This window comes from Affinundibacterium macrobrachii, from assembly GCF_014652415.1.
GTDB lineage: Bacteria > Pseudomonadota > Gammaproteobacteria > Burkholderiales > Burkholderiaceae_D > Undibacterium > Undibacterium macrobrachii.
In genome coordinates this window covers 138,074-161,257 of record NZ_BMYT01000002.1, presented here as the reverse complement: position 1 = coordinate 161,257, position 23,184 = coordinate 138,074, and the positions used below count along the sequence as shown (strand labels likewise).

Here is a 23,184-nt window from a genome sequence, read left to right as displayed (position 1 = left end):
ATGGAATGCATGCGAATCTGATTTGATAGGAATTTATCGCGTTATACTAATGCGCATGACTAGTCTTACATATCCATCACTGCCCTCGCCTGTAAAGCTTCCGAACTGGAAGCGGCCGTTCTTTTTCCTGCTCTATAATTTCTTGGGATGGGGTTCGCTATGTGTGTTGATTGCCTTGGCAATTTATAGCGAAGATTTACGTAATGGTGAGCAAGCACAGTTCGGGACGATTTTTGTAAATTGGGTAGCGGCTGCTTTGGTGCTAGCGCCACTCTCTTGGGTATTATATTTTTTGTCGTGTCGTTGGGACGAATATCTGAATCACGCGCGCGTCATTTTTCTCGCTTATGTACTTTCATTTCTCTTTATCATACCGTGGCATATTTTCAACGCTGCTTTTGCACTGATTTGGGCACGTAAGGACATTCCATTTTTAGATCGTGTACTTGCTTACGAAAATGCCGTTTGCTTGTTTCGGATTTGTGCAATTACTGCTGTATTTGCAGCAGTGTTGGGATTGCGTTTGTGGCAGCAAAATCAAAAGCGTTTGACTGCGCTACGCGATCAGCGTGAACATTCTCTGCGTTTGAGTTTGGCTTTGGAGCAGCAAAATCTTGCGATGTTGAAGGCGCAATTGGAACCCCACTTTATGTTTAATTCTTTAAATGCATTGTCTGGTTTAGTGCGTTCTGCCAACAGTGATAGTGCATTGATTGCGATTGAAAAGTTAAGTGAGCTTTTACGATACTCACTAGCATCTGGTGAAATGACCTGGGTTGGCATACAAGATGAAGTACAGTGTTTGAATGACTATTTGTGCTTACAGAAATTACGTTATGGTGAACGATTAAAGGTAGAGATGCACGGACTTAGCCCAGCGGTTCTTGCTTATGATTGTCCACCATTTTTGCTGCAGCCTCTGTTAGAAAACGCGCTACGTCATGATTTGGAATGTCACAAAGGTGAAAGCGATATCGTATTCACTTTTAGCTTGGATAGCAGAGGCTTGCTATGTAGTGTGAGTAATCCCGTTCATGTCGGAATTGCCAGCGCGCCCGGTTTTGGCCTAGGTTTAAAAACGCTGAAGGCGCGTCTTCATTCTTTATATCATGGCGCAGCAAGTCTTAATGCAGGCAAAGTTGGTCATCGCTTTCAAGTAGATATTTTTCTGCCAAATGAGTATTAACGCAATTATTGTCGATGACGAACAATTGGGGCGGGTCAATTTGCAATGTGCCCTACGCAATTATCCAGAATGGCAAGTATTGGCGCTATGTGAAAGCGCTAGTGAAGCCGAACAAGTGCTGGCGCAGCATCAAATTGATGTCATCTTTCTCGATATTCACATGCCAGAAACTTCAGGCATCGATCTCGCCAAGCGACTTTGTAAAACCAGCGCACCACCCGTGATTATTTTTGTGACCGCGCACAGTTGTTATGCATTGCACGCGTTTGAGTGTTTCGCTTTGGATTATTTGCTGAAACCTTTTTCCAATACACGTTTGTCTGAAACACTAGTACGTGCCGCAGAGACGGTACGTATGCGCGGCAAAAGTGGCTATGGGCAAACGCTAAACGCCTATCTAGAAGCAGGTTCAACACCGCAGCACTCTTATCTGCAACAGGTTGCCATACGTAGCCTTGGTGAGATTGAAGTTGTGTCTTTGGATCAGGTCAGTTATATATCAACCGCTGGCAACTATGTTGAACTACACACCAAACTCGGCTGCAAATTGTTACGTGTGACGATGAATACCTTAGAGCAAAAGCTAGATCCACAAGTTTTTGTGCGTGTGCATCGCGGTTATATTGTACGTGCGACCGATATGATCAAACTCGGTAATTTCACAAACGGCGCGGCAACTCTGGCGCTACGTTGTGGTCATACATTACCGGTCAGCCGAGCCTACCTACAGACGGTCAAAGAGATCATGATTGATTCGATTTGAGCTACTATCGTGATTTTCAGCGATGCTATAGATTCACGATGTGCTACCTTGGCAAATACTCACCTACTAAGATAGATGCGTTGTTAGCATGTTGTGATTTGCGTTGATGCGCATGGATCTGTATTGCTGCGCACCTTTTATCACTCTATCACTCGATTCATTCATTTGAGCATGGTTCATAATCACCTATTATTCTTCTTTGCCGCGCTTGGTTCATTTAACGGATTAGCACTCTCCATTTATCTTTTGATCGCGGGTTCGGTCTCGGTCGCGCAGCGTTGGTTAGCGATTTTAATTTTGATGGTGAGTATCCGTACTGGCAAATCCGTTGCGCTGGTTTTTTTATCTGATACGCCGTCAATTGTTATACAAATTGGTTTGACCGCATGTTTCTTCATTGGTCCTTGTTTGTATTTCTTTGTGCGCAATAGCTTGAGTAGCGAGAAGCTTTTAGGACAATGGGAGCGCTTGCATTTATTGGTGATTAGCGTGGTCGCGTTGTTGGTTAATTTGATCTGGCCCTACGCGAATGATCCGCAACTGTGGCATGGCCCGATTGTGGGGACAATTACTTGGCTTTGGTTTGCCTATCTGTTGATTAGTAGCGGTATCTTGATACAGCAAAAACACCGTCTTCCCCCTGCAACCGCAAGACGTTTGCTACTTACAGTCTTGGCTGGCCTTTGGTTTATTTGGTTTGCCTACGCTAGCTCCGGTTATACCTCGTATATTGTGGGGGCATTATCGTTTTCCTTTGTTTTGTATTTGTGTTTGATCGTGGTGTGGGGGCGGCGCCATGGTAGTGCACCAGTCGAGCCGTATCAGAACCGAAGAATTGAAACACCAGCAGCAAGCATAGAATTGCAAGCCTTAGCCGATTTAATGGCGAAAGAACGTTTGTTTCTTGATCCTATGCTCAACTTATCGCGCCTGGCGCGACGTTTGGGTATGCCGCAAGCACGTTTGTCACAGCTCTTGAATGACAATAATGGCACCTCTTTCAAACAATACTTAAACGCTTTGCGTGTCGCGGAAGCGCAGCATTTGCTGCTGCAAAATGCCGAGCATTCTCTAGAAAATATTGCGGAGGCTGCAGGCTTTCAATCGATGTCGACCTTTTATGCTGCCTTCAAAAAAGTGAATGGATGCACGCCTTCATCGTATCGAGAACAACATCAGACTCCGAAAACTGATTTTAGTAGTCCTGAAATATCTAGTCAGGCATAGATTTCAACGCAAATCCTTATGATGAAAGCTCCTTTAACTTTTAACGGAGCTTTCTATCATGCCTTCTTCTCCAAACAGTGTGTTCTTAGCCGCGGTGGCTAAGGACGCTCGCCTCAAAACTTCAAACAGTAGTTCGCGGTTTTTTCTAAATCGCTGATTCAATCTTTCACTTCTTCATAGAAATTGGAGAAGCGAGAGATCGATAGCTGCACGTAGTTATTTTTCAATTTTCTACATCAAGGATTTAAACATGAAATTTTTTCTAAAACCTATTTTTTGGATCAGCATTATCGCCAGCTTATCCCAACCCGTTTTCGCTCAAGTGCAGCAGCATAAAGAATTTGCCGCGGTTGATCAGACTATGCAAACGATGATGCAAGCTTTTAGAGCTGGTCGAGCTGATATCGCCTTACAAGTCGCCAGAAAAGATGCAATCGTGTTGGGATATTCAAATCGGCAACAAAAAGTCGTCACACAAAGCGGAGAAGAATGGGTACAAGGGTTTCCCGGTCATCCAGCAGAAGACGAAGCCCAACGCCATCGCCAGTACACCATATTGGATATCAGCGATCTCGGCGCCGTCGTCAAAGTCACTTTAGATTATCCACAATGGCAAGGCGTTGATTATCTTGCGCTGAATAAAATTGATGGGCAGTGGAAAATTGTTAGCAAGTCTTGGAGTGGGGTTCGTAAGTAATTTGTTGTAGTGCGGCTGAATTGTTCAACCTACAAAATTTTCATGCTGCAATTTCCCAGAGTCTTACTAGTAATTGCTACAGCTAAGCGCCGTGCTTAGCTGTAGCAATCTGATTTTTGAGATGCTTTATTTTGATCGAGGTGCGAACTTGGCGCGCGCCACATGCAACTTCTTATAACTATCAATCAAACGCTGATGTCTATCCAAACCTTCCAGCTTCATGCTGGTTGGCGTTAAGCCGTAGAAACGCACGCTGCCTTCTAGTGAGCCATAGACAGCATCCATACGTTCTTTGCCAAACATGCGGCGGAAGTTGGGTTCGTAGTCGTCGTGATCCAGCTCGTCGCTTAATTCAACTTCGAGTACCACATTTAAGGCTTGATAAAATAAACCGCGTTCAACCGTGTTGTCGTTGTATTGCAAGAAGGCTTGCACTTGATCGTGGGCTTCTTCAAATTCTTGCAAGGCGAGATTGATTAACAAGCGCAATTCGAGCACAGTGAGTTGTCCCCATACCGTGTTCTCATCAAATTCTATGCCGATCAAGGTGGCGATATCGCTGTAATCATCTAACTCATTATTTTCCAAGCGTTCGAGTAAATCGCTTAGGCCATCGTCGTCGAGTTGATGCAAATTCAGAATGTCTTCGCGGAATAGCAAAGCCTTATTGGTGTTATCCCAGATCAAATCTTCAACCGGATAGACTTCGGAATAGCCGGGCACGAGGATGCGGCAAGCGGTGGCGCCGAGTTGGTCGTATACCGCTTGGTAAACTTCTTTGCCCATGTCTTGGAGAATGCCAAACAGGGTGGCCGCTTCGTCGGTATTGGAATTTTCGCCTTGTCCTGAGAAATCCCATTCGACAAATTCGTAGTTGGCTTTGGCACTGAAGAAGCGCCATGAGACAACACCGCTAGAGTCGATGAAGTGTTCAACGAAATTATTTGGTTCAGTAACCGCATTGCTGACGAAGGTTGGTGGTGGCAAGTCGTTCAAACCTTCAAAGCTACGACCTTGTAACAACTCGGTTAAGCTGCGTTCTAGCGCCACTTCACAACTAGGATGCGCACCAAAAGAGGCGAACACGCCGCCAGTGCGCGGGTTCATCAAGGTCACACACATGACGGGATATTGGCCACCGAGTGAGGCGTCTTTGACCAAGACGGGAAAGCCTTGCTCTTCTAGTCCTTGGATGCCAGCGAGGATGCTCGGGTATTTCGCTAGCACTTCCGCAGGGACATCGGGCAGAGTCAATTCGCCTTCTAAGATTTCACGTTTAACTGCACGTTCAAAAATCTCAGATAGACATTGCACTTGTGCTTCGGCCAAGGTATTACCAGCACTCATGCCATTGCTGGCGAACAGGTTTTCGACTAAGTTCGATGGGAAGTAGATCGTCGCCCCATCGGACAGACGTTCAAACGGCAAGCTGCAAATTCCGCGTTCTACATTGCCGGAATTAGTATCGATAAGATGCGAGCCGCGCAGCTCTTTATCTGGGTTATAAATCGCCAAGCTATAGGCATCCAAAATTTCTTTAGGCAGCGCATCTTTCTTGCCAGGCTTAAACCACTTTTCGTTCGGGTAATGTACGAATTCTGCATTCGCAATATCTTCGCCCCAGTATGATCCAGCGTAAAAATGATTATTACTCAAACGCTCAATGTATTCGCCAAGTGCAGACGCAAGCGCACTTTCTTTGGTCGCGCCTTTGCCATTGGTAAAGCACATCGGTGAATGTGCATCGCGGATATGCAAAGACCACACATTCGGAATGATGTTACGCCATGAGGCGATTTCGATTTTGATGCCTAGTCCCGCTAATAAGCTCGACATGTTCGCGATGGTTTGTTCAAGCGGCAGGTCTTTGCCGAGAATGTAGGTGGCTGCTTCTGTATCTGGATTGATTGTTAGTAAGGCTTGCGCATCAGCATCCAGATTTTCGACTTCTTCGATCACAAATTCTGGGCCTTGTTGTACCACTTTTTTTACTGTGCAGCGTTCGATGGAACGCAAAATACCTTCGCGATCTTTGACAGAAATATCCGCAGGCAATTCAACTTGAATTTTAAAAACCTGCGCGTAACGATTTTCTGGATCGACGATATTGTTTTGTGAGAGACGAATATTCTCGGTCGGGATATTGCGCGTGTTGCAGTACAACTTCACAAAATACGCCGCGCATAAAGCCGATGACGCGAGGAAGTAGTCGAATGGGCCGGGCGCAGAGCCATCGCCTTTATAGCGAATCGGCTGATCGGCGATCACCGTGAAATCATCGAACTTGGCTTCGAGGCGAAGTTTGTCGAGAAAGTTGACTTTAATTTCCATGAAAATATTCCGAGAGGTAAATAAGAAGCGTGCGGATCATTGCTCTGAGTGCGCAGCTAGAAAATCGATTTAGCGCCATTATCCTTGATTCTGGCTGGCTGCGGGTGATGCATACCTAAGGCTAGCTTGCCAAATTTATTTAATTGGCATGAATTAATTGCACCAATAAGGCAAGCTCAGTATACTTCGCCCTTGAAACGCTTCGATGTAGCGGCTGTTGGGTGAGTAGTTTAGGTAAATTGCTGATTTTTATTTAATCAAGCGTAATGTTAAACGTAATGAAGCAGAACTAAGTGCAAACAAAATGCTGCACTTTTCAACCGAGGAATATAGCGATGCTAACTTTATATAAATATGGCTCTGTTTGGGACGTACTCGATATCAGCCCTTTTTGTTCCAAAGTAGAAGTGTATTTTCGTTTACAGAAAATCGACTACACAGCACAAATCGCAAATGCACAAAAATCGCCCAAACAGAAATTGCCGACGGTGCGATTGGAAGATCGGGTGATTTGTGATTCTTCCGTCATCTTGGCGCATTTTGAATCGATTTCGGATCATCCTTTGGATGCTGGAATGAGTCCTTTAGAACTCTCCATCGCACAGGCTTATCGCGCATTATTTGAAGAAAAACTGTATTTTGTCGCCGCATGGGTACGCTGGGCTGATGACAAAGCTTGGGTGATTTACCGTCCCGCCATCATGCAATATTTTGGTCAGCTAGGTTTGCCTAGTTTTCTACATTCTTTTTTTGCCAAGATGGCGCGCAAGCAAGTATTAAAATCAATTCACGCACAAGGCATAGGTCGCCATAGTCCCGCAGAAATTGTTGCGATCGGTGCAGATATTCTGAAAGCGGTCTCGGTATTTTTAGCCGATAAAACTTATTTCATGGGCGAACAAGTGCGGACCATTGATGCCACAGCTTATGCCTTTTTATCCGCGATTATCGATGTGCCGATGGAAACTGCTTTAAAACAAACGGCCTTGAGTCTGCCTAATTTGCGCGAGTATTGTGAGCGCATGAAGCGTAAAATTGAAGTGCCAACTTGAGTCGAAAATTAAGCGTATAAATTACGCGAATAAGCTAGATGCCGATAACAGCCATTCTTTGGATGCAGAGAATGGCTGTTTTGTTTTGCATGATCGTTCTACTGATAAAAACAGCGCCCACATACATGCTGATAACGTTCGTTGCCACCGATATCGATTTGTTCGCCCGCCGTCATGCGCTTGCCTTGGGCGTCAACACGAATATTCATGGTTGCTTTCTTACCGCAAGTACAGATGTTTTTAAGTTCTTCTATGGTGTCCGCCAGCGTCATCAAGTAGCTTGAGCCTTGAAATGGCTCGCCTAGAAAATCGCTGCGTAGTCCGTAGCAAATAACGGGAATACCGCGCACGTGTGCTAGTTGGTGCAGTTGTTTGACTTGTTGTGGTGATAAAAATTGGGCTTCATCGACTAAGATGCAATTGACTGTCGGCGCGTCACGAAAGAAATCGAAGCCGGCATCAAATGTCGCTGCCTCGCGTTGCGGCCCTAGTCGTGAAGTGATTTTGCCTGTGCCATAACGATTATCGATGGCAGCGGTGTACAAACAAACTTGTTGCCCTTGTTCTTCGTAGTTGTGCGCAACTTGTAGTAGCGCTGTGGATTTACCCGCATTCATTGCTGAGTATCGAAAATATAACTTCGCCAATTTGGTTTCCTATTTTTTTGATTCTATTGTTTGCTTCTATCTAGCCGGGTGGGCGTTATACCATCGCTTGCTCACTTGCCGCAAGTTGGTCGAGGCGAGATTAGATGGAGTTTTGTTCTTGACCATCGTTTGTAGTTTGTTTTTGATTGGCCGGCGCACGGAACCAGCCTTCTTTCGGCACCAATTTTTCTTTTTCTGGGTCACCTAAATAGTGTGGCGACATGATTTGTACATTGTATTCATTGAACACATCTTGAATATTTGCGTGTAATAAACTCATTACTTCAGCGCGCGGCACAGGATCGGCTGGCGCCGCCTGGCATATTAATAAATACTCAGGATAAAAATCTGACAGCGCGGTTTGAAATACTTTGGGTGTTGGATCTTGCAAGATGCTTGGTGTACGACGCGCTGCTTCGATCAACATCGCCTCGACTTGACGCCAAGGTGTGTCGTATCCAATTGTTACTTTGGTGTCGATCACAAAGCCCGGACCTTGGAGCGCACGTGAATAATTTTTTGTGACATTGCCGAGAACTAGGGCATTGGGTAGCGTGATTTCTAATCCCATGCCATTACGAATGCGGGTGGTGAACATGCCCAAGTCAGTAATCGTGCCCTCATGTCCATTCACGTGAATAAATTCACCCTGACGGTAAATCCTTGAATAGGTCAAAATTAATCCACTTGCCGCTTGTGCAATCAAGCTAGAAGCGCCGAGTGAGATCATCAAACCTAGTAAAACAGAGATTCCTTTGAAAGCTTCGGTACCTGAACCAGGTAAATAAGGGTAAGCCATAGTTAAAGCAAACAGCCAAATCGCTACCTTGACGATGCGTCGAGTTGGTGACACCACGTCAGCAGCTAACCAAGTTACTTCTAGGTTACCATTTTCGATGCGATCAAACAGCGAATTCAATCCGTGCGTGACTATTTTTGCCAAGAAAAATATGACGATGGCAGTGAAGAGATCAGGAATCGCTTTAATCGTTGCACTACCGATTTTGCCGACTAAATTGAGTAAGTAGTGATTCAGTTGTTCTCCCAACGGGCGGGTGAATGGAAACTGCGACAAACTATAGCTAAGCCATTCATACGTCAGTAAAAAAATCACCAACCATGAAAACCACTGCAATACTCGTCGTAAGCCACTTTGTATGTGTTCACGGTTGATTAATTTCGATTCAATTAATTCGTGCCCATCGAGTTTGTCACGGGCAAAAGACAAAGTTTTGACGACGACTGCGCGACGCAAGCGAAAGGTCAGCCAGAGCAGCGTTGCGAACAATAGCGAGGCTATTGCGACATAAGCACCAGCGCGCAGCATGCCTTCTAGACTGCGACTTTCACGCGATTCTTTAAGCACTAGATTTAAGCGCTCTAAGGTTTGTTTGGCGACACTATCTAAGCTTTCTTGTTGAAACGGATCAGCATCTTCTGGTGCGATATAGAAACTGCCTGCACCATCTATCTGAATTAATTTGCCGGGTGGCATATCGGTCATACTGAGTTTGTGTTCGCCGGTGTTGCTAAGCTGTTGTTCAATGCGACGTTGCGCGCGCTTGACGCGCTCTTCTGGTTCGATGCCGAGCACGGTGGTGCGAAAATGAATGATCTCTCGATTCAGAATAGTCAGTGTGGCTTCAGAATTGTTGCTGGCTTTTGGCGCCATGGGTGCGCTCTCGGTGGAAGCAAGGCTGATCGATGTGTATAGCGCCAACATCCATCCTATCATCGCTATGCTGAGTTGTTTGATGCTGGTGGTTCGGCTGTGCAGCATGATGGAATTCCTTGTATCTATGTGAACTATGTAAACTATGATAGCGATGAGCGCGGATATCGAATTAGTGGGATATACCGATAGGCGTTTCACTGAGTTCGGTTGCGGTACTTTGGCAATTTGAGTAACAGATTACTTGATTGCGACCATGATTTTTTGCATGGTATAACGCGACATCCGCGCCGGCGATTAAAGCCTCAAGTTGCTGTGTTTCGATTTCCTTGGCGTGATCGTTTTCATTGCTAGCAATGCCGATACTAATCGTACCCTTGAGTAAATGGTGCTGCCACGGAATCACCAGATCACTATAGGAACGACGTAAGCGTTCACCCAATACATAAGCTTGTGCTTCGCTGGTGGCTGGCAACAAGATGCAAAATTCCTCGCCGCCGTAACGAGCGACGAAATCATTATTTCTGACCATTGCTTGCATCAAGTTGGCTAGTTTGCGTAACACCTCATCACCAGCTGGATGTCCAAATTGATCATTGATTTGCTTAAAGTGATCGACATCAATCATCATCAAGCTCAAGCTTTCTCCAGTGCGTTTGCTATGGCTGATTTGACGTTTGGCTTCTTCTTCGAAACGGCGTCGATTGAATAAGCCAGTTAAAGCATCGGTGGTCGCCAACATATTTAATTGATGTGCGAGCGTGTAATTAATCATCAGCATGAAGGCAAATGACACTGACATTTGCGCCAAACTACCAAATAAAAATACGATAGGATTAACTCCTGTAGCGGAGAACATACTAATCTCATCGGCTGGCGTTAGTGCGACACTCACCAAACGTGCAATCGCAAGTAAGCAAATAATGCTCATTGAGGATGCTGCCAGCCAGTAGGCAGTGCGCAAGGGTTGCTCGATGCGAATAAACAAGGCGCGCGCGCACATGCCATGAATCACGGCGAACGCCAAAAAATTAATAAAGATGCGCGTCTTTGATTCAAAAAACAATAGTCCGAAAATGAAACTATTTGCGATGATGGTCGTAGCAAGTAGTGCGGGAATCCAGTAGCGACAACGACGACCCTCAAATGCTTCGATGCCGTTATAAATTAAGCCTAAGCCTAGTCCGAGCAAGATCGCCGCACTACCTGCCATTAATGGCGTCGCTGGGTAACTGATTTGACTACCAATGCCAAGTGCGATGCCGATCAATAAATCGCCGATTGCCCATTGCTTAACGCCTTTTACATTGGGTGCTTGCATGCCAACCAGTGCCAGCATGCCGGCAAACAAGATGTTGAGTGCAGCCCAGACAACTAAGACTGAACGTGGATCGATCGCTATCATGGAATATTTTTCAGATGGTAATGAAGAACGCGGACAGAATTAATTTGATCCGACTTTGATAATCGCCGCATTCAGTCGAGACATGACAGCAGCAGAGACATCTTTACTGCAAACAATAAAACTATCCAGTCCTTCTGGAACACCTTCAAGATCGAGAATACGTGTATTGCTAATGTATGGATCGCCGATTTTCAGGAACTCCCACTCACGTTTGTCAATTAACATATAAGAGGCGCGATTCGCACCTATCATGCGCGCCATGATACGCGGTAAGACATTCATACGGAGCTGTTTATTTCTGCTATAAAAAATCATGGATTCTAGTTCTTTGCCGTAGCTGACGGAATCTAATGATCCTAGCGTCAGCTCAGGGTCGGCCATTAAGGAGCGGAGATTTTTGTGAGAACTGACTTGGGCTAATACCGAATCATTAGTCAGAACAGAATAAGGTGGGGTTTTTTCAAAAGCGACAGAAAACTGCACGATTTGTTCGCGCTCAGGCAATTTATACCAATCAAATGAGCAGTAGTTCTTTTTGCCTGCCGCAAAACTCGCCCAAATCCGTTTTGCAGGTTCTTCGATTAATTGAGTCGATACTTTTGCCATTGCAAAGACTTGCTTGGCGCGTTCTAGTCGCACACCTTTGGCGATACCGTTTTCTACATATTGAAATGGTGGGCGAGCCGGCCAGACTACAGTAATGCTTGATTCCGCCGGCACTGCACTTGAGCTGCCACACAAGATTGCCAAGATAAAAAGTTGTTTGATTCTTTTGATGCTGAGCATTTCTATACTTTTTTCTCTTTGGCGCTTCGTGGTTGGTGTTGAAAGGATGAGCAGTGAATATAGTGCAATTATTTGGCGTACTGAATGTAAGGATTTCAGCATCGCGCTAGCGTTGGCGCTTAATCTGATGTCCTTTGTAATTCATTATGCCTTTCAGAATTGCTGCGATGCAAGCTCTATCGTATCGACATGTGGATTTTCAATTCGAATTGCAACATCCGCCCGGCGATTGTCCGCGGTCGTCCGAAATTGCTAGTCCGCACCGCTTATTTATCCGAATGAATTCGATAAAATTCAATCAAATCAATCGCTTAATTGTGCTGCCAAGCTGGCACGCATTCTGCATAAGCATGTGTGTCGCAAGTTTGGTAGGAGAAATAGAGATGAAAAAGATAGCGCAACTTCGTAGCTTTTTACGTCAAATCATTGAGCGATTTGCCACAGTGTTACTCGGAATCATTTGTTTGGTATTAGTTTTGCATTATTGGTCGGACGCGGGAAGTCGCCAAGCGAAAACTGCCGTGCCGATGAAGATGCTGATTGTGATGGAAAACGAGAAGCTGATTATCATGAAGAAAGCACCGAAAGTGCGCTCCAGTATTATGCAAAAGCTGGGATTTGCATCGACCTAAATGGTGCTTAAGTCTTATACAGATATGCAAGATGCTTGAGCTCAGTGTTAGATAGTTGGCATCTAGGTGCCAGATGAACGCGTGCTCAAAAACCACAGACCGCAATTTGGCTTTTGTTGGCAGTAGCCAGTCGGCATGGTATCCGTTAATGTAGAGAATCGAATTTGATCAAATTCTTCGCCACTTCTCATTTGACGGATTGTCTTTATGTCTTTTCAAGGTCACGCATTACCGCTCATGTCGTTTGGTTTGGCATTGAGCTTAGGTTTATCCTCGGTTTCTGCCATCGCGAGTAACAAGACGCCTATCGCCACAGGCACAGGCGGCGCGGTGGCGACAATCAATGAAATCGCCTCGCAATCCGCATTAAAAATACTCAATCAAGGTGGCAATGCGATTGATGCTGCGGTCGCTGCAGCCGCGACTTTGGGGGTAACCGATCCCTTCAGTTGTGGCATAGGCGGTGGTGGTTTTATGCTGATCTATTTGGCGAAAGAAAAACGATTTGTAGTGCTAGATCACCGCGAGACGGCACCTGCCAGCGTGCGCTCGGATATGTTTACCGAAAATGGTAAAGCGATCGCTTGGGAAGACTCGGTGAGTAGTGGGCTATCAGTTGGGGTACCGGGGACAGTACGCGCTTGGGATGAGGCTTTGAAGCGTTATGGCAGTATGCAGTTCAAGCAAGTGTTAGCGCCTGCGATTCAAACTGCGCAACAAGGATTTCAGGTTTCCCCTATTTTCCATCACTTAAATAGTGGCGCGGCACATAAGTTTGCTTTGTATAGCTCTAGCAGTGCTTTGTATCTGCGTGACGGTAAGCCTTTGCCGGTTGGCTATGCTTTCAAAAATCCCGATCTAGCCAAGACGTATCAGATCTTGGCGCAGGCGGGGGCAAATGCGTTTTATCGCGGAAAAATTGCCAACGCACTTTTACAAACAGTCAATCATCCGCCTGTACAAGGCAACGCCAAAGTTCGCCCCGGCAATATGACGCAAGCTGATTTACTTAACTACGAAGTTCGCACGCGCTTGCCATTGCATAGCACTTATCGTGGTTATGATTTGTATGCCTTGAGTGCGCCTAGTAGTGGTGGTTTGACAGTCGCATTGGCCTTAAACATTTTAGAAAATTTCGATACCAAGAAAATGTCGCGTCAACAAGTCGAGCATTTATATTTAGAGGCATCGCGTTTGGCTTTTGCTGATCGCAATGCCTATATTGGTGATCCTGAATTTGTTGATGTTCCAGTGGCGGGTTTATTAAGTAAAGACTACAGCAGACAAAGAGCACAATTGATTCGTCTCGATCAAGCTGCGAGCCGCGCGAATGCTGCTTTGCCTGGTGATCCTTATCCATTTCAGCAAGATCCAAGCATTCCACTGCGCCCACGTGCGTTTGCTGGTTCTGAATCAAAGGCGGTAAAGCAAGAGAGCAATCACACCACGCATTTAACGGTGAGCGATAAAGAAGGTAATATTGTTGCTTACACTTATACGATAGAAGATTGGGGCGGTAATGGCATGGTGGTGCCGGGCTATGGATTTTTGTTAAATAATGAGTTGAGTGATTTTGATTTCACTGCACCGCATCCGAATATTCCTGAAGCAGGTAAGCGTCCGCGCAGTAGTATTGCGCCGGTGATTGCATTTAAAGATGGCAAGCCCGCGTTTACCGTTGGTAGCCCAGGTGGTTCTACAATCATCACCACGGTTTTGCAAACCATCGTTAATCATATTGATTTGAATATGGATATGCTGCGTGCCTTAGCTGCACCGCGTATGTCAGAGCGTAATGCGGGACAGACCCAAGTTGAGCCCCAATTTATTGGCGGCGCGCAAGCAACCGGTTTGGCGCGATTTGGTCATCAATGGAAGCTCGATAAGAGCGATGCGGAAATCGGCGCTGCGAGTGCGATTCGTTTTAATCCCGACGGTACCGTGACTGCGATTAGCGAACCTGTGCGCCATGGTGTAGGTAGTGCCTTGGTACAGAAAAAATCGCACTGAAGTCGCGACGAGAATGCTAGTACAAGAATTTGTTCATGAAGTTCAGCGCTGTTTGCAAACAAATGCAAACAGCGAACATGCACCAGCGATGCGCGCCTATATGCGTGATCAGTTTGATTTTCTGGGTATCAAAACGCCCTTACGACGACAGTTGTTAGCGCAAATTGTCAAACCTATGGGAAAGTCAAAGTTCAGCGCGACCGAAGTTTTACAACTAGCAGATTTGCTGTGGGAATTGCCGCAGCGTGAGTACCAATACATTGCGATTGATTTATTGGCTCTGCATAAAAAAGTGCTGGGTTTGCAGGACATTTCTGCATTGATTCAATTAGCGCAGAAAAAAGCATGGTGGGATAGCGTTGATGGTTTGGCCGCAGTGATTGGCGACATCGTATTTTTGTCACGTGCAAATTCACCGGATGCGCAAGCCTGCATGGATCAAGCATTGCAGCATGCATCGATGTGGGTTCGACGGATTGCAATGACGCATCAATTAGGCTGGCGTTTGCAGACCGACACTACACGTTTGTTTTCATACGCATTACAACTCGCGGCAGAAGAAGATTTCTTTATTCGCAAAGCGATAGGCTGGGCCTTGCGTGATTACGCAAGGTGGCAGCCAGCTCAAGTGCGTGATTTTGTGTCAGCACACCAAATGCAGATGTCGTCACTCAGTGTGCGTGAGGCATTAAAGCATTTATGAGCTGGTGTTGACAGGCGCCTTATATAAACGACAGCCAAACACCGGACCAGCGGTCTTGCCATTTTTTGGGTTGAAACGTACACGGATCTTTTCTTTGCCTTGGCTTAAGGATTCTGGAATCAGGTATTCCTGTTCAATAAACTCGCCAGCCTTGTTGCCGTTCAAAACGATATGCGCGATTTCTACATCGTCGACGGTAATTGTGAAATCACGATTTTTCTCCTCGCCGGAATAAGTCGCTTGTAGAATCAAAGGGCCTGGCTGCACTTTCATCGTGAAACTGAAGAAACCACCTGTGCGAGCATCTCTACCATTTTTACCACGATACACCACGGGGTAAGAAATATCCGCCTCCAACTGATGATCACGTTCGGCTTGCATTTCACCTAGATGCATTACATCAACCGCACGTAAGCTCAATTCGTGTAAGCGAGCTTGTTCACGTCGCACTTCAGCTTCGGCTTGCTGCCAAGCGGCATCATCATAAATAGAAAAATACACTGCTGAACGTCGTGTGTACTGCGCATAAAAAGGCTTGAATTGCAAATCATGTGGACGCCCAATTCCCTTGCTTTGATAATGCGCGGCGCTCGATTGTATGCTGGAAAAAGCCGACAAAATATCTTTGCCGACTAAAGCCGGCGCGATGCCATCGTAAGCCGCTTCGTTGCTACCAAGATCTGCTGCAAGTACCATAGGGCCAAGTAATATCGCCGCTACATTTGTACTACCTTGTGCGTTTTCCATACGCAAAGCCATCGGTAAAACCAGTTTTACTACATCGCCTTTGCGCCATTCTTTTTGTATGACGAGATAATTTTTTTCAAGCTGACTCGATATGGGTTTGCCATTGACACTGATTTGATAATTTTTCGCCCACGCTGGAATACGAAACGCTAGATTCAATTTCTTACGACGGGCGGCTTGCTGTACGCTAAAAATAATCTCGTCTTGATAGGGGTAAGCTGTTTGCATTTCTAACTGCAAACCTTGTTGTCGCCAATCGAGTTTGGAAGGAATATACAAATTAATCAGTAGACTATCTTGGTGGTGCCAGTAAATCGAATCGCCATGTTTGGCATGACTTTCCATGCCCGATAATACGCAGCACCAAAAGTCATTTTCTTCACTTGAATAAGCGCGCGGTACTCCTGACATCAACGGCGTCATATAGGTGAACATCCCCGTCTTGGGATCTTGATGCGCCAAAATATGATTGAGATGGGTGCGCTCGTAATAGTCAAAGTACGCGGCATCTGGCTGCCAGCTATATAAATGGCGCGTCAGCTTGAGCATATTGTAGCTACAGCACGCTTCGCAAGTCTGTTCGGTTAAATGCTTTGCGATAGTGTCTGCTTCAAAAAAATATTCACGATCACCATGACCGCCGATCACGTAGCTATGGTGTTGTGTGACACGCTGCCAAAAATACTTAGCGGCGTTGGCGTGAGCTGACTGACCATGCACCTCGTAGAGTCGTGCTAAGCCAATCAATTTAGGGATTTGTGTATTGGCGTGAATGTTCGCTAATTCATCGCGTTCTTGCTCTAAAGGTTTCAATACTTTTTGGTGGTACAAACGCAGCGCTAATGCGAGCCAACGTCGATCTCCTGTGCGCGCGTAAAGTTCGGCAAAACTCTCATTGATGCCGCCGTGCTCGCAATTTAAGATCAGTTGTAATTGCTCATCATTGATCCCTTGAAAGAAACGATCAATATACCCAGCGAGCCCGATTAGTAGTTGTAATGCTTGCGCGTTGCTCGCTAATTGATGCGCGTCGAGCAGACCCGCCATCAATTTGTGCCAGTTATAAAAGGGAACCCAACAACCATTCAAATCAAAACCCGCAGATCGAATTTCTCCTTGCAGCATTTCGGCAAAAATCTCTTTACCATCAACGATGCTGCCATCACGCCGTTTGCGCATAAAACCGCCCATGTAACCATCGCCATGCGCCTTTTGTACACGTGCTAATTCCGTGATGATGTAATCAATTCTGCTTTTGAATTCCATTTCACCAGTTTGCGCAAACATCAAAGCCAGCGCGGATAGATAGTGACCTAAGCCCTCGCCAGCAATCGTGTCCGATTCCCAACCACCGTAAATCTTTCCTTTGACCGCAAGTCCAGCAAAACGGTGGTAATTATGTAGAAAGCGATCAGTATCGAGTCGCAACAGATAAGCTTGGTTTGCAGTGAGCGCTTTCAAATACGGCGACGGCAGCAAGCGAACTTGATTTAGAGGTATTGCTGTTGCTTGGCTTGGGATGTGTTGGCTATGTTTGCTGTGTTGCCCATGAGAGAACGGACTTAAAGACAACGCACCGAGAGTCAGCGAGCTTTGTAAGAAGTTGCGACGATGTTTCAGTGTATTTGTATTAGCCACAATGCGTCTCCCTTGCTGTTCAAATTTATCCGAACATAAAATATACGGGAAGCAGATTATCCGGTCTTGACCCAAGAGGGTTCATGATGTGACGAAACCCGCATAGTGAAATTCGCTATTCTTTCTCATAAAAATATATAGGCAGTCAAAGGCGGATCAATGAGTTTCGTCATATTGCTTGGTTGGCGACAGTCGTAAGCTGTGCAAAGCTTTTCATCGAAGTTTAGGAATGCACAAGCTCGTATCCTTGATCTACCCAACCAGTGACGCCACCCAACATAATCTTCACGGGCCGTCCTAGTTTTGCAAGCGCGATAGCAGCTTTGGTAGCACCGTTGCAATGCGGCCCCGCGCAGTAAGTTACAAACAAGGTACCGGGTGGATAGTGATTCAATTTTGAAGCGATCATCTTTCCGCGCATCATGTGAATCGCACCAGCAATGTGTCCGTTTTGATATTCGTCTATCGTACGAACATCAAACAAAACAAATCCCGGATCACCTTGTGCGAACGCTTCATGTACGTCCCAACAATCGGTTTCATATTGCAAGCTAGCGGCAAACCGTTGTAGCGCGTCAGCACTATTGGCAGCGGCAACTTCGAGTACGGCATTGGTGGTCATAAGTCCTCCTTGAGTGAAATAAACGAATTCCGAACAAAGTGATTGTGCGCGACAGACGACTCGCAGTATAGTGTCGTAAATGACAGTATTCAGTCAAAAAACGTCATTGTTATCAACCGCTATTTTCCCAACTATTTCTTTGCTATAGCTATGTCTGCACCCCGCGTGATTGCGCTTGCTTATGATCGACTTTGTACATTCGAATTCGCGTGTGCAGTCGAACTATTTTCTTTACATCGTCCTGAACTCAATGTTGAATGGTATCGATTTCAAGTCTGTGCGATTGAAGCTGGCAAGCTGCGCGCTGTTGGCGGAATTTTAGTTGAGGCACCTTATTCGCTGCGCCGTCTCGATCAACTGCAACGCGGAGATATTATTGTTATTCCTGGGTGGCGAGATATCGAAGAGATACCTCCAGAAATGTTGCTCAAAAAAATCCGCGCGGCCTATGCACGAGGCGTACGTTTTTGTACTATTTGTTCAGGAATTTTCGTGCTGGCTGCAGCGGGTATTTTGGATGACAGAAAAGTCACGACGCATTGGCGTTATGCTGAAAAGCTACGACTAACTTATCCAAGTCTGCAAGTCGAAGCAGATGATCTGTATGTTGATGATGGGCAGATCATTAGTTCGGCTGGATCTGCAGCTGGACTGGATATGCTGTTATATCTGGTCAGAAAAGATTATGGTGTGAAAATTGCGAATCAAGTGGCACAGCGCTTAGTCATTCCGCCGCATCGTGAAGGAGGGCAAGCACAATTTATTCCGCGCCCCATCGCTGAAGATGAGCGTGGACGTTTGTCGCAATTGCTCGATTGGATACGCGCACATCCAGCGCGTGATCATAGTTTATCCACATTAGCAAAGCGTGCCGCGATGAGTGAGCGTACTTTACAAAGACAATTTCAACAATTGACCAACACGACACCAAAAGAGTGGATTGCACGTGAGCGCGTTGCGCTAGCGAAAGAGTTGCTTGAATCTTCATCGACTAGCTTGGCACGAATAGTCGAGTTGACCGGCTTTGGTTCAGAAGAAACCTTTCGACGCCAGTTTAAGCGCATTACAGCGACAAGCCCACTTGCTTATCGTAAACAGTTTTTTGGTAGTTAGGTTCAAATAACATTAAAAATGAGAGCGGTTCGCGCTACATGCTGGTTTGCCAAGACGATTGAAATCAGGCACTAGGTTTGCGTATCGCTATTCGCCCACGCATTTTTGTGTTTATAGGGATTAAAACTCGGTCATAATAGTTCTAGATTGATTGCGGTTCACCAGATTATCTATTCACAGCACAAGAGAGGCCATGCATGTACACACTTTATATCGCGAACAAAGTTTATTCATCCTGGTCTTTGCGCCCGTGGATTATGATGCGCGAAATGGAATTATTGTTTGAAGAAAAACTGGTGACTTTTGGTACGGGTAGCAACTGGGAAAATTTCCGAAAATTTTCTCCTGCGGGTAAAGTTCCCTGCTTACATGATGGTGTTGCGGTCGTGTGGGATTCTTTGGCGATTATAGAATATCTGGCAGATCGTCATCGTGGTGTTTGGCCAGAAGATGCGCAAGCAAAAATCTGGGCACGCTGTGCTGCGGCCGAAATGCATTCTGGCTTTAATCAATTGCGCTCTACTTGTACCATGCATGTTGGTTTGCGCATACGGTTAAAGGAAGTGAAAGCCGATCTGCAAGCGGAAATCGATCGTTTGAATGAGTTGTGGTGTGAAGGCTTAAATCGATTTGGTGGACCGTTTTTGGCAGGTGAAAAATTTACCGCAGTTGATGCATTTTTTGCTCCAGTCGTGTTCCGTATTCAAACGTATGGTCTTGCTATGAATCCACAAGCTAGTGCGTATGTAAAACGAATGTTAGCGCTACCATCGATGCAGCAATGGCAGACCGAAGCTTTAAGAGAAAAATGGCGTGAACCTGGACACGAAAAAACTGCTTTGGCTGCGGGTGAAGTGCTTGAAGATAAGCGTATGCAACCGTAAGTTAGGAATTCAGGAGTAACAGTGTGCATGGTTTATGCACACTGCGTATGACGATTAAGAACCTGAAGAAGTTGCTTCGTTCGATTTCGGTACTTTGGATTTTTGGTGAATAATCTTCATCGTTCCTTTGTCGCAGCTTCCCAATACCCTGCCTTTAATTTGGGTATCTTTGCTTACTACCACCATAGGGTAGTCTTTAACCCCTTTTCCTGCGACTTTCTTTTCAATCTTAGCCTTGAGATCGTCACAAGATAACACGCCGGCCGATGCTGAAAATGCCATGAACAGCAGGCTGATAGTTAAGATTGCACGTTTCATAATCGCCACTCCCATTTTGATATTGTAAATTGTTGGCACTTAGTTGAGACCGCCTTGAGCCGTCTTTGGGCTGTCGTTGCCACTCAGTTGGCATTCCGTTTGCATACAAATGGATGCGTCGTAAGAGCACTGAATAAAACCTTATCACTCAGAAACAATTCCGAATAGAAATATTCGGTATCCGTGTAGATTACTGTTGTAATTGTCACGAACTCAGCGAACATGGCCTTGGGTTGCCGCCATACACGACCGCTTTAGGACGCAGCTGCAGAAAGCCTGGTAAGGCTGGGAGATTGTGAGAAATGTCTATTTGAGCGTAAAAGATAGGCTCACAAAAACTTGGCGCGGTGCGATTGGAAAGGTATTGTAAGTGCTATCAGCGGCACCCACCACCAGCGTTGAAGTGCCACGGCGATTGGCTAAATTATGCACATGAAAACTGAGTTGGCCCTGACCATGCGGCGATGTCCACGGCAACGGATATTGCAAGCCAAAGTGCATCAGGAAATGTGCAGGAACGCTTAAATCATTGGTGTAGGTGGCGTAGCGTTTGCCAACATAATCGGCGAGCAACTGCCATTCGAACGCGTTCCATTTTAATTTCAACATCGATTTGTTGAGCCAGCTTGGGCTGGCAGGTACTTGCTTGCCCTTGGTTGCGATCCGATTGCTGCCGCTTAAATAGTCGTCTTGGTAGCTGGATTGGTTATACGATAAAGCATTAAATAGCGAAACCTGCGTGCCGAATTGCAGCGTGGTCGCGATGTCTATCCCATAGGTTTTGACATCGCCGACATTCGCTAAAATCGGATTACCATTCACGATAGAAGAAATCACCGGAGTTGGGCTGATTTGTAGCAAACGATCTCGAAAATTCACATAGTAAAGTGTGACTTGATTCTCGATTCCTGTTAGACCAAATCCTTGCTTACCCGATTGTTGATTAGACTCGTCAAATTGACGGCGTGTGCGTATTCCTGTTTCAAAACTAATCGCCGTTTCTGGTTCCGCAGTGCGTTTGAATAGGTCAAATGCACTTTGACTATTTAAGCTCCACGGTGATGCGCCGACGGCGCCATAGGTAATGAATTGACGCAAATTCTTCTGCAAATTGACATAGACTTGATCTTGATTGGGCAGACGCCATATCGCACCAAGTTGTGGTAAGAACCAGGCCTTGGTCGTGATGCTTCCCTCTGGTAGCGCGCTTGAACCGCCGTTAATCGCACCGAGTTTCGGTTGAACAGGAAAGTATCCTTGTGCAAATTGCAGGCTCGATTTAAATCCTGCTTGCAAAGTCAAAGTGGGCTGAATTTTCCATGCATCTTGCCAATGCAATTGCACGACGCGGTTGTCGATTTCGCTGCCATATTGGGTGATGAGCGGATCACGCGGACGTTGATAAGGGCTAAGCGGACGTTGCTGATCGAGTCCGTACCAACGTCGGTAAGCATCCGAGCGGTTTTGTTCTATCCAAATGCCCGCCTGCCATTGATGCGCGCCGTATCGAGCTTGCCAGTTTGAGATCAAGCCACCGCGATTGATCGTGTATTCCGTGGTTCTGACCGCATAGCCTGAGCCGCCAAAGGTTTGCTTTAAATCTTGGCTAGGAAAATAAACTTTAAATAGTGCAGGCAAGCCAGCCACTTCGATCGGGCCGGCGACCGCACCAAGACCATCGTGTTGATGCCAATAAACTTGATTATTCCAACTCGTACTTGCATCGATATCGCTTTCTAACTTGAGATAAGCTAAATGGTCGCGACGTTGAGCAACGCCAAAATAATTTCGATAATTTGGACCATCGCGGCGCGGCGGTTCGCCTTTGGGGCTTAAATAATCTTTTGCAAAAGCAAAATCGGGATAAGTGGTTGGGCGCGTGTAGGGGGCAAATTCTTCTCTTGCATTACGAACGATACTATCCTCGTTTGGTTCGGTTTTGTCTGAGAAGTTGTAGTAAGCAATCAACTTCGAATGATTAAAATGCTTGACCCATTTGGCATTTAATTGTTCGCCACCTTGTATGCCTTCAAAATCCCAAGCGCGTGCGCGTTGGCGTAAGGCTGAAATATAGAAAGATTGCGGAGTCGAGGAGGCAACTTCACCGCTATCGAAACGTAGATAGCTGCGGCTAGCGTGATAGCTGCCTAGGCTTTGTGTCAAAGTCCATCGTTGGGTGCTATGTGGGTCGCTAGAAAAACTCTCTATGGTGCCGCCTAAATTACTAGTTGAGGCCGTCGCCAAGTCGCCAGCACCAGAGTTCAGCATGACACTGCGTAAGTTCTCGCTGCTAATCGCCCGTTGCGGCGACAAGCCGTTGTAGTTGCCATATTGTTGGTCGCCAAGCGGCACGCCGTCCAAGGTATAGCCTAATTGTTGTGCGCTAAATCCATGAATAAATAAGGAGAAATTTTGTTCGTTATTACCCCAAGGATCAGCCGATTGAAAAGTCACGCCAGCTAATTGCTGCAAGCCTTTTAGCGGGTTCATGCCCGGCAATAAACTTTGCAAAGTGGTTCCCGGTAGGCTTAGACTGGAACGACTTCTTTGGGTTTGAATCACCACAACTGGTACATCTTTATCAGTCGCTTCTGGCTCTGTTATCGCATTCGCGGTCGTATCATTGCTCGCCTTTGCTGCATCGGTTTGTCCCAGCGCTGGCATACCGCAAAACAAAGACAATCCCCCCAGCACCGCAAGTGCAGCCATGCATGGTTTTAATTTGTGATGGGCGACTAGCTTTGACATAGC

19 protein-coding genes are annotated in these 23,184 nt (G+C 46.0%); 10 read left to right on the top strand and 9 right to left on the bottom strand.

Going from position 1 to position 23,184, the window contains the following annotated elements:
- Nucleotides 1-55 precede the first annotated feature (55 nt).
- The 4 genes from IE103_RS06515 (at nt 56) to IE103_RS06500 (ending at nt 3,873) form a co-directional block, all read left to right on the top strand.
- On the top strand, nt 56-1,186 hold the full coding sequence (locus IE103_RS06515; protein WP_189345244.1) for a sensor histidine kinase: 1,131 nt from the start codon (nt 56-58) through the stop codon (nt 1,184-1,186).
- A complete protein-coding gene (locus IE103_RS06510) occupies nt 1,176-1,949 on the top strand; it encodes a LytR/AlgR family response regulator transcription factor (RefSeq protein ID WP_189345243.1) in 774 nt (257 codons plus the stop codon). The genes IE103_RS06515 and IE103_RS06510 overlap by 11 nt, the downstream gene beginning before the upstream one ends.
- A 171-nt stretch (nt 1,950-2,120) precedes the next feature.
- Nucleotides 2,121-3,176: an AraC family transcriptional regulator gene (locus tag IE103_RS06505; RefSeq protein WP_189345242.1), complete on the top strand. Its 1,056-nt coding sequence runs from the start codon at nt 2,121-2,123 to the stop codon at nt 3,174-3,176.
- Nucleotides 3,177-3,426: 250 nt separating this feature from the next.
- Nucleotides 3,427-3,873, top strand: a complete 447-nt coding sequence (locus IE103_RS06500) for a nuclear transport factor 2 family protein (RefSeq protein WP_189345241.1) — start codon at nt 3,427-3,429, stop codon at nt 3,871-3,873.
- 126 nt (nt 3,874-3,999) lie between these two features.
- Here IE103_RS06500 and IE103_RS06495 read toward each other — a convergent pair whose 3' ends face one another.
- Nucleotides 4,000-6,204, bottom strand: a complete 2,205-nt coding sequence (locus tag IE103_RS06495) for an OsmC domain/YcaO domain-containing protein (RefSeq protein WP_189345240.1) — start codon at nt 6,202-6,204, stop codon at nt 4,000-4,002.
- A gap of 335 nt (nt 6,205-6,539) precedes the next feature.
- Between IE103_RS06495 and IE103_RS06490 the strand changes: the two genes are divergently transcribed.
- Nucleotides 6,540-7,256: a glutathione S-transferase family protein gene (locus tag IE103_RS06490; protein WP_189345239.1), complete on the top strand. Its 717-nt coding sequence runs from the start codon at nt 6,540-6,542 to the stop codon at nt 7,254-7,256.
- 98 nt (nt 7,257-7,354) lie between these two features.
- Here the strand turns inward: IE103_RS06490 and IE103_RS06485 are convergent, their stop codons facing one another.
- The 4 genes from IE103_RS06485 to IE103_RS06470 form a co-directional block, all read right to left on the bottom strand.
- The gene (locus IE103_RS06485; protein ID WP_189345238.1) at nt 7,355-7,903 is read right to left on the bottom strand and encodes a thymidine kinase; all 549 of its coding nucleotides are present in this window, start codon (nt 7,901-7,903) and stop codon (nt 7,355-7,357) included.
- A gap of 100 nt (nt 7,904-8,003) precedes the next feature.
- Nucleotides 8,004-9,683, bottom strand: coding sequence for a mechanosensitive ion channel family protein (locus tag IE103_RS06480; RefSeq protein WP_229827140.1), 1,680 nt, complete (start codon nt 9,681-9,683; stop codon nt 8,004-8,006).
- A 64-nt stretch (nt 9,684-9,747) separates the two neighbouring features.
- Nucleotides 9,748-10,980, bottom strand: coding sequence for a GGDEF domain-containing protein (locus tag IE103_RS06475; protein WP_189345237.1), 1,233 nt, complete (start codon nt 10,978-10,980; stop codon nt 9,748-9,750).
- Between the two features lie 39 nt (nt 10,981-11,019).
- A complete protein-coding gene (locus IE103_RS06470; protein WP_189345236.1) occupies nt 11,020-11,766 on the bottom strand; it encodes a transporter substrate-binding domain-containing protein in 747 nt (248 codons plus the stop codon).
- Between the two features lie 383 nt (nt 11,767-12,149).
- Between IE103_RS06470 and IE103_RS06465 the strand changes: the two genes are divergently transcribed.
- The 3 genes from IE103_RS06465 to IE103_RS06455 all read left to right on the top strand — a co-directional run bounded on the left by IE103_RS06465 (nt 12,150) and on the right by IE103_RS06455 (nt 15,111).
- Nucleotides 12,150-12,398, top strand: a complete 249-nt coding sequence (locus IE103_RS06465) for a hypothetical protein (RefSeq protein ID WP_189345235.1) — start codon at nt 12,150-12,152, stop codon at nt 12,396-12,398.
- 207 nt (nt 12,399-12,605) lie between these two features.
- Nucleotides 12,606-14,408, top strand: coding sequence for a gamma-glutamyltransferase (gene ggt, locus IE103_RS06460; protein WP_229827139.1), 1,803 nt, complete (start codon nt 12,606-12,608; stop codon nt 14,406-14,408).
- A 13-nt stretch (nt 14,409-14,421) separates the two neighbouring features.
- Nucleotides 14,422-15,111: a DNA alkylation repair protein gene (locus IE103_RS06455; RefSeq protein WP_189345234.1), complete on the top strand. Its 690-nt coding sequence runs from the start codon at nt 14,422-14,424 to the stop codon at nt 15,109-15,111.
- Here the strand turns inward: IE103_RS06455 and IE103_RS06450 are convergent.
- Together IE103_RS06450 and IE103_RS06445 are read right to left on the bottom strand one after the other, a co-directional pair.
- The gene (locus IE103_RS06450; protein WP_229827138.1) at nt 15,106-17,496 is read right to left on the bottom strand and encodes a glycoside hydrolase family 127 protein; all 2,391 of its coding nucleotides are present in this window, start codon (nt 17,494-17,496) and stop codon (nt 15,106-15,108) included. The two genes, IE103_RS06455 and IE103_RS06450, sit on opposite strands and share 6 nt — an antisense overlap.
- Nucleotides 17,497-17,719: 223 nt before the next feature.
- A complete protein-coding gene (locus IE103_RS06445) occupies nt 17,720-18,118 on the bottom strand; it encodes a rhodanese-like domain-containing protein (protein ID WP_189345233.1) in 399 nt (132 codons plus the stop codon).
- A gap of 150 nt (nt 18,119-18,268) precedes the next feature.
- On the opposite strand from IE103_RS06445, the gene ftrA reads away from it, so the two are divergent.
- Nucleotides 18,269-19,231 carry a transcriptional regulator FtrA gene (gene ftrA, locus IE103_RS06440; RefSeq protein ID WP_189345232.1) on the top strand — a complete coding sequence of 321 codons (963 nt, stop codon included), beginning with the start codon at nt 18,269-18,271 and terminating at the stop codon, nt 19,229-19,231.
- 197 nt (nt 19,232-19,428) lie between these two features.
- Entirely contained in the window at nt 19,429-20,115 is a 687-nt protein-coding gene (locus tag IE103_RS06435) for a glutathione S-transferase family protein (RefSeq protein ID WP_189345231.1), read from the top strand.
- Nucleotides 20,116-20,169: 54 nt separating this feature from the next.
- Here the strand turns inward: IE103_RS06435 and IE103_RS06430 are convergent, their stop codons facing one another.
- Nucleotides 20,170-20,433 (bottom strand): DUF1161 domain-containing protein, encoded by a 264-nt coding sequence (locus IE103_RS06430; protein WP_189345230.1) that lies wholly within the window; start codon nt 20,431-20,433, stop codon nt 20,170-20,172.
- 306 nt (nt 20,434-20,739) lie between these two features.
- A complete protein-coding gene (locus IE103_RS06425) occupies nt 20,740-23,181 on the bottom strand; it encodes a TonB-dependent receptor (RefSeq protein ID WP_229827137.1) in 2,442 nt (813 codons plus the stop codon).
- Between the last annotated feature and the right edge of the window lie 3 nt (nt 23,182-23,184).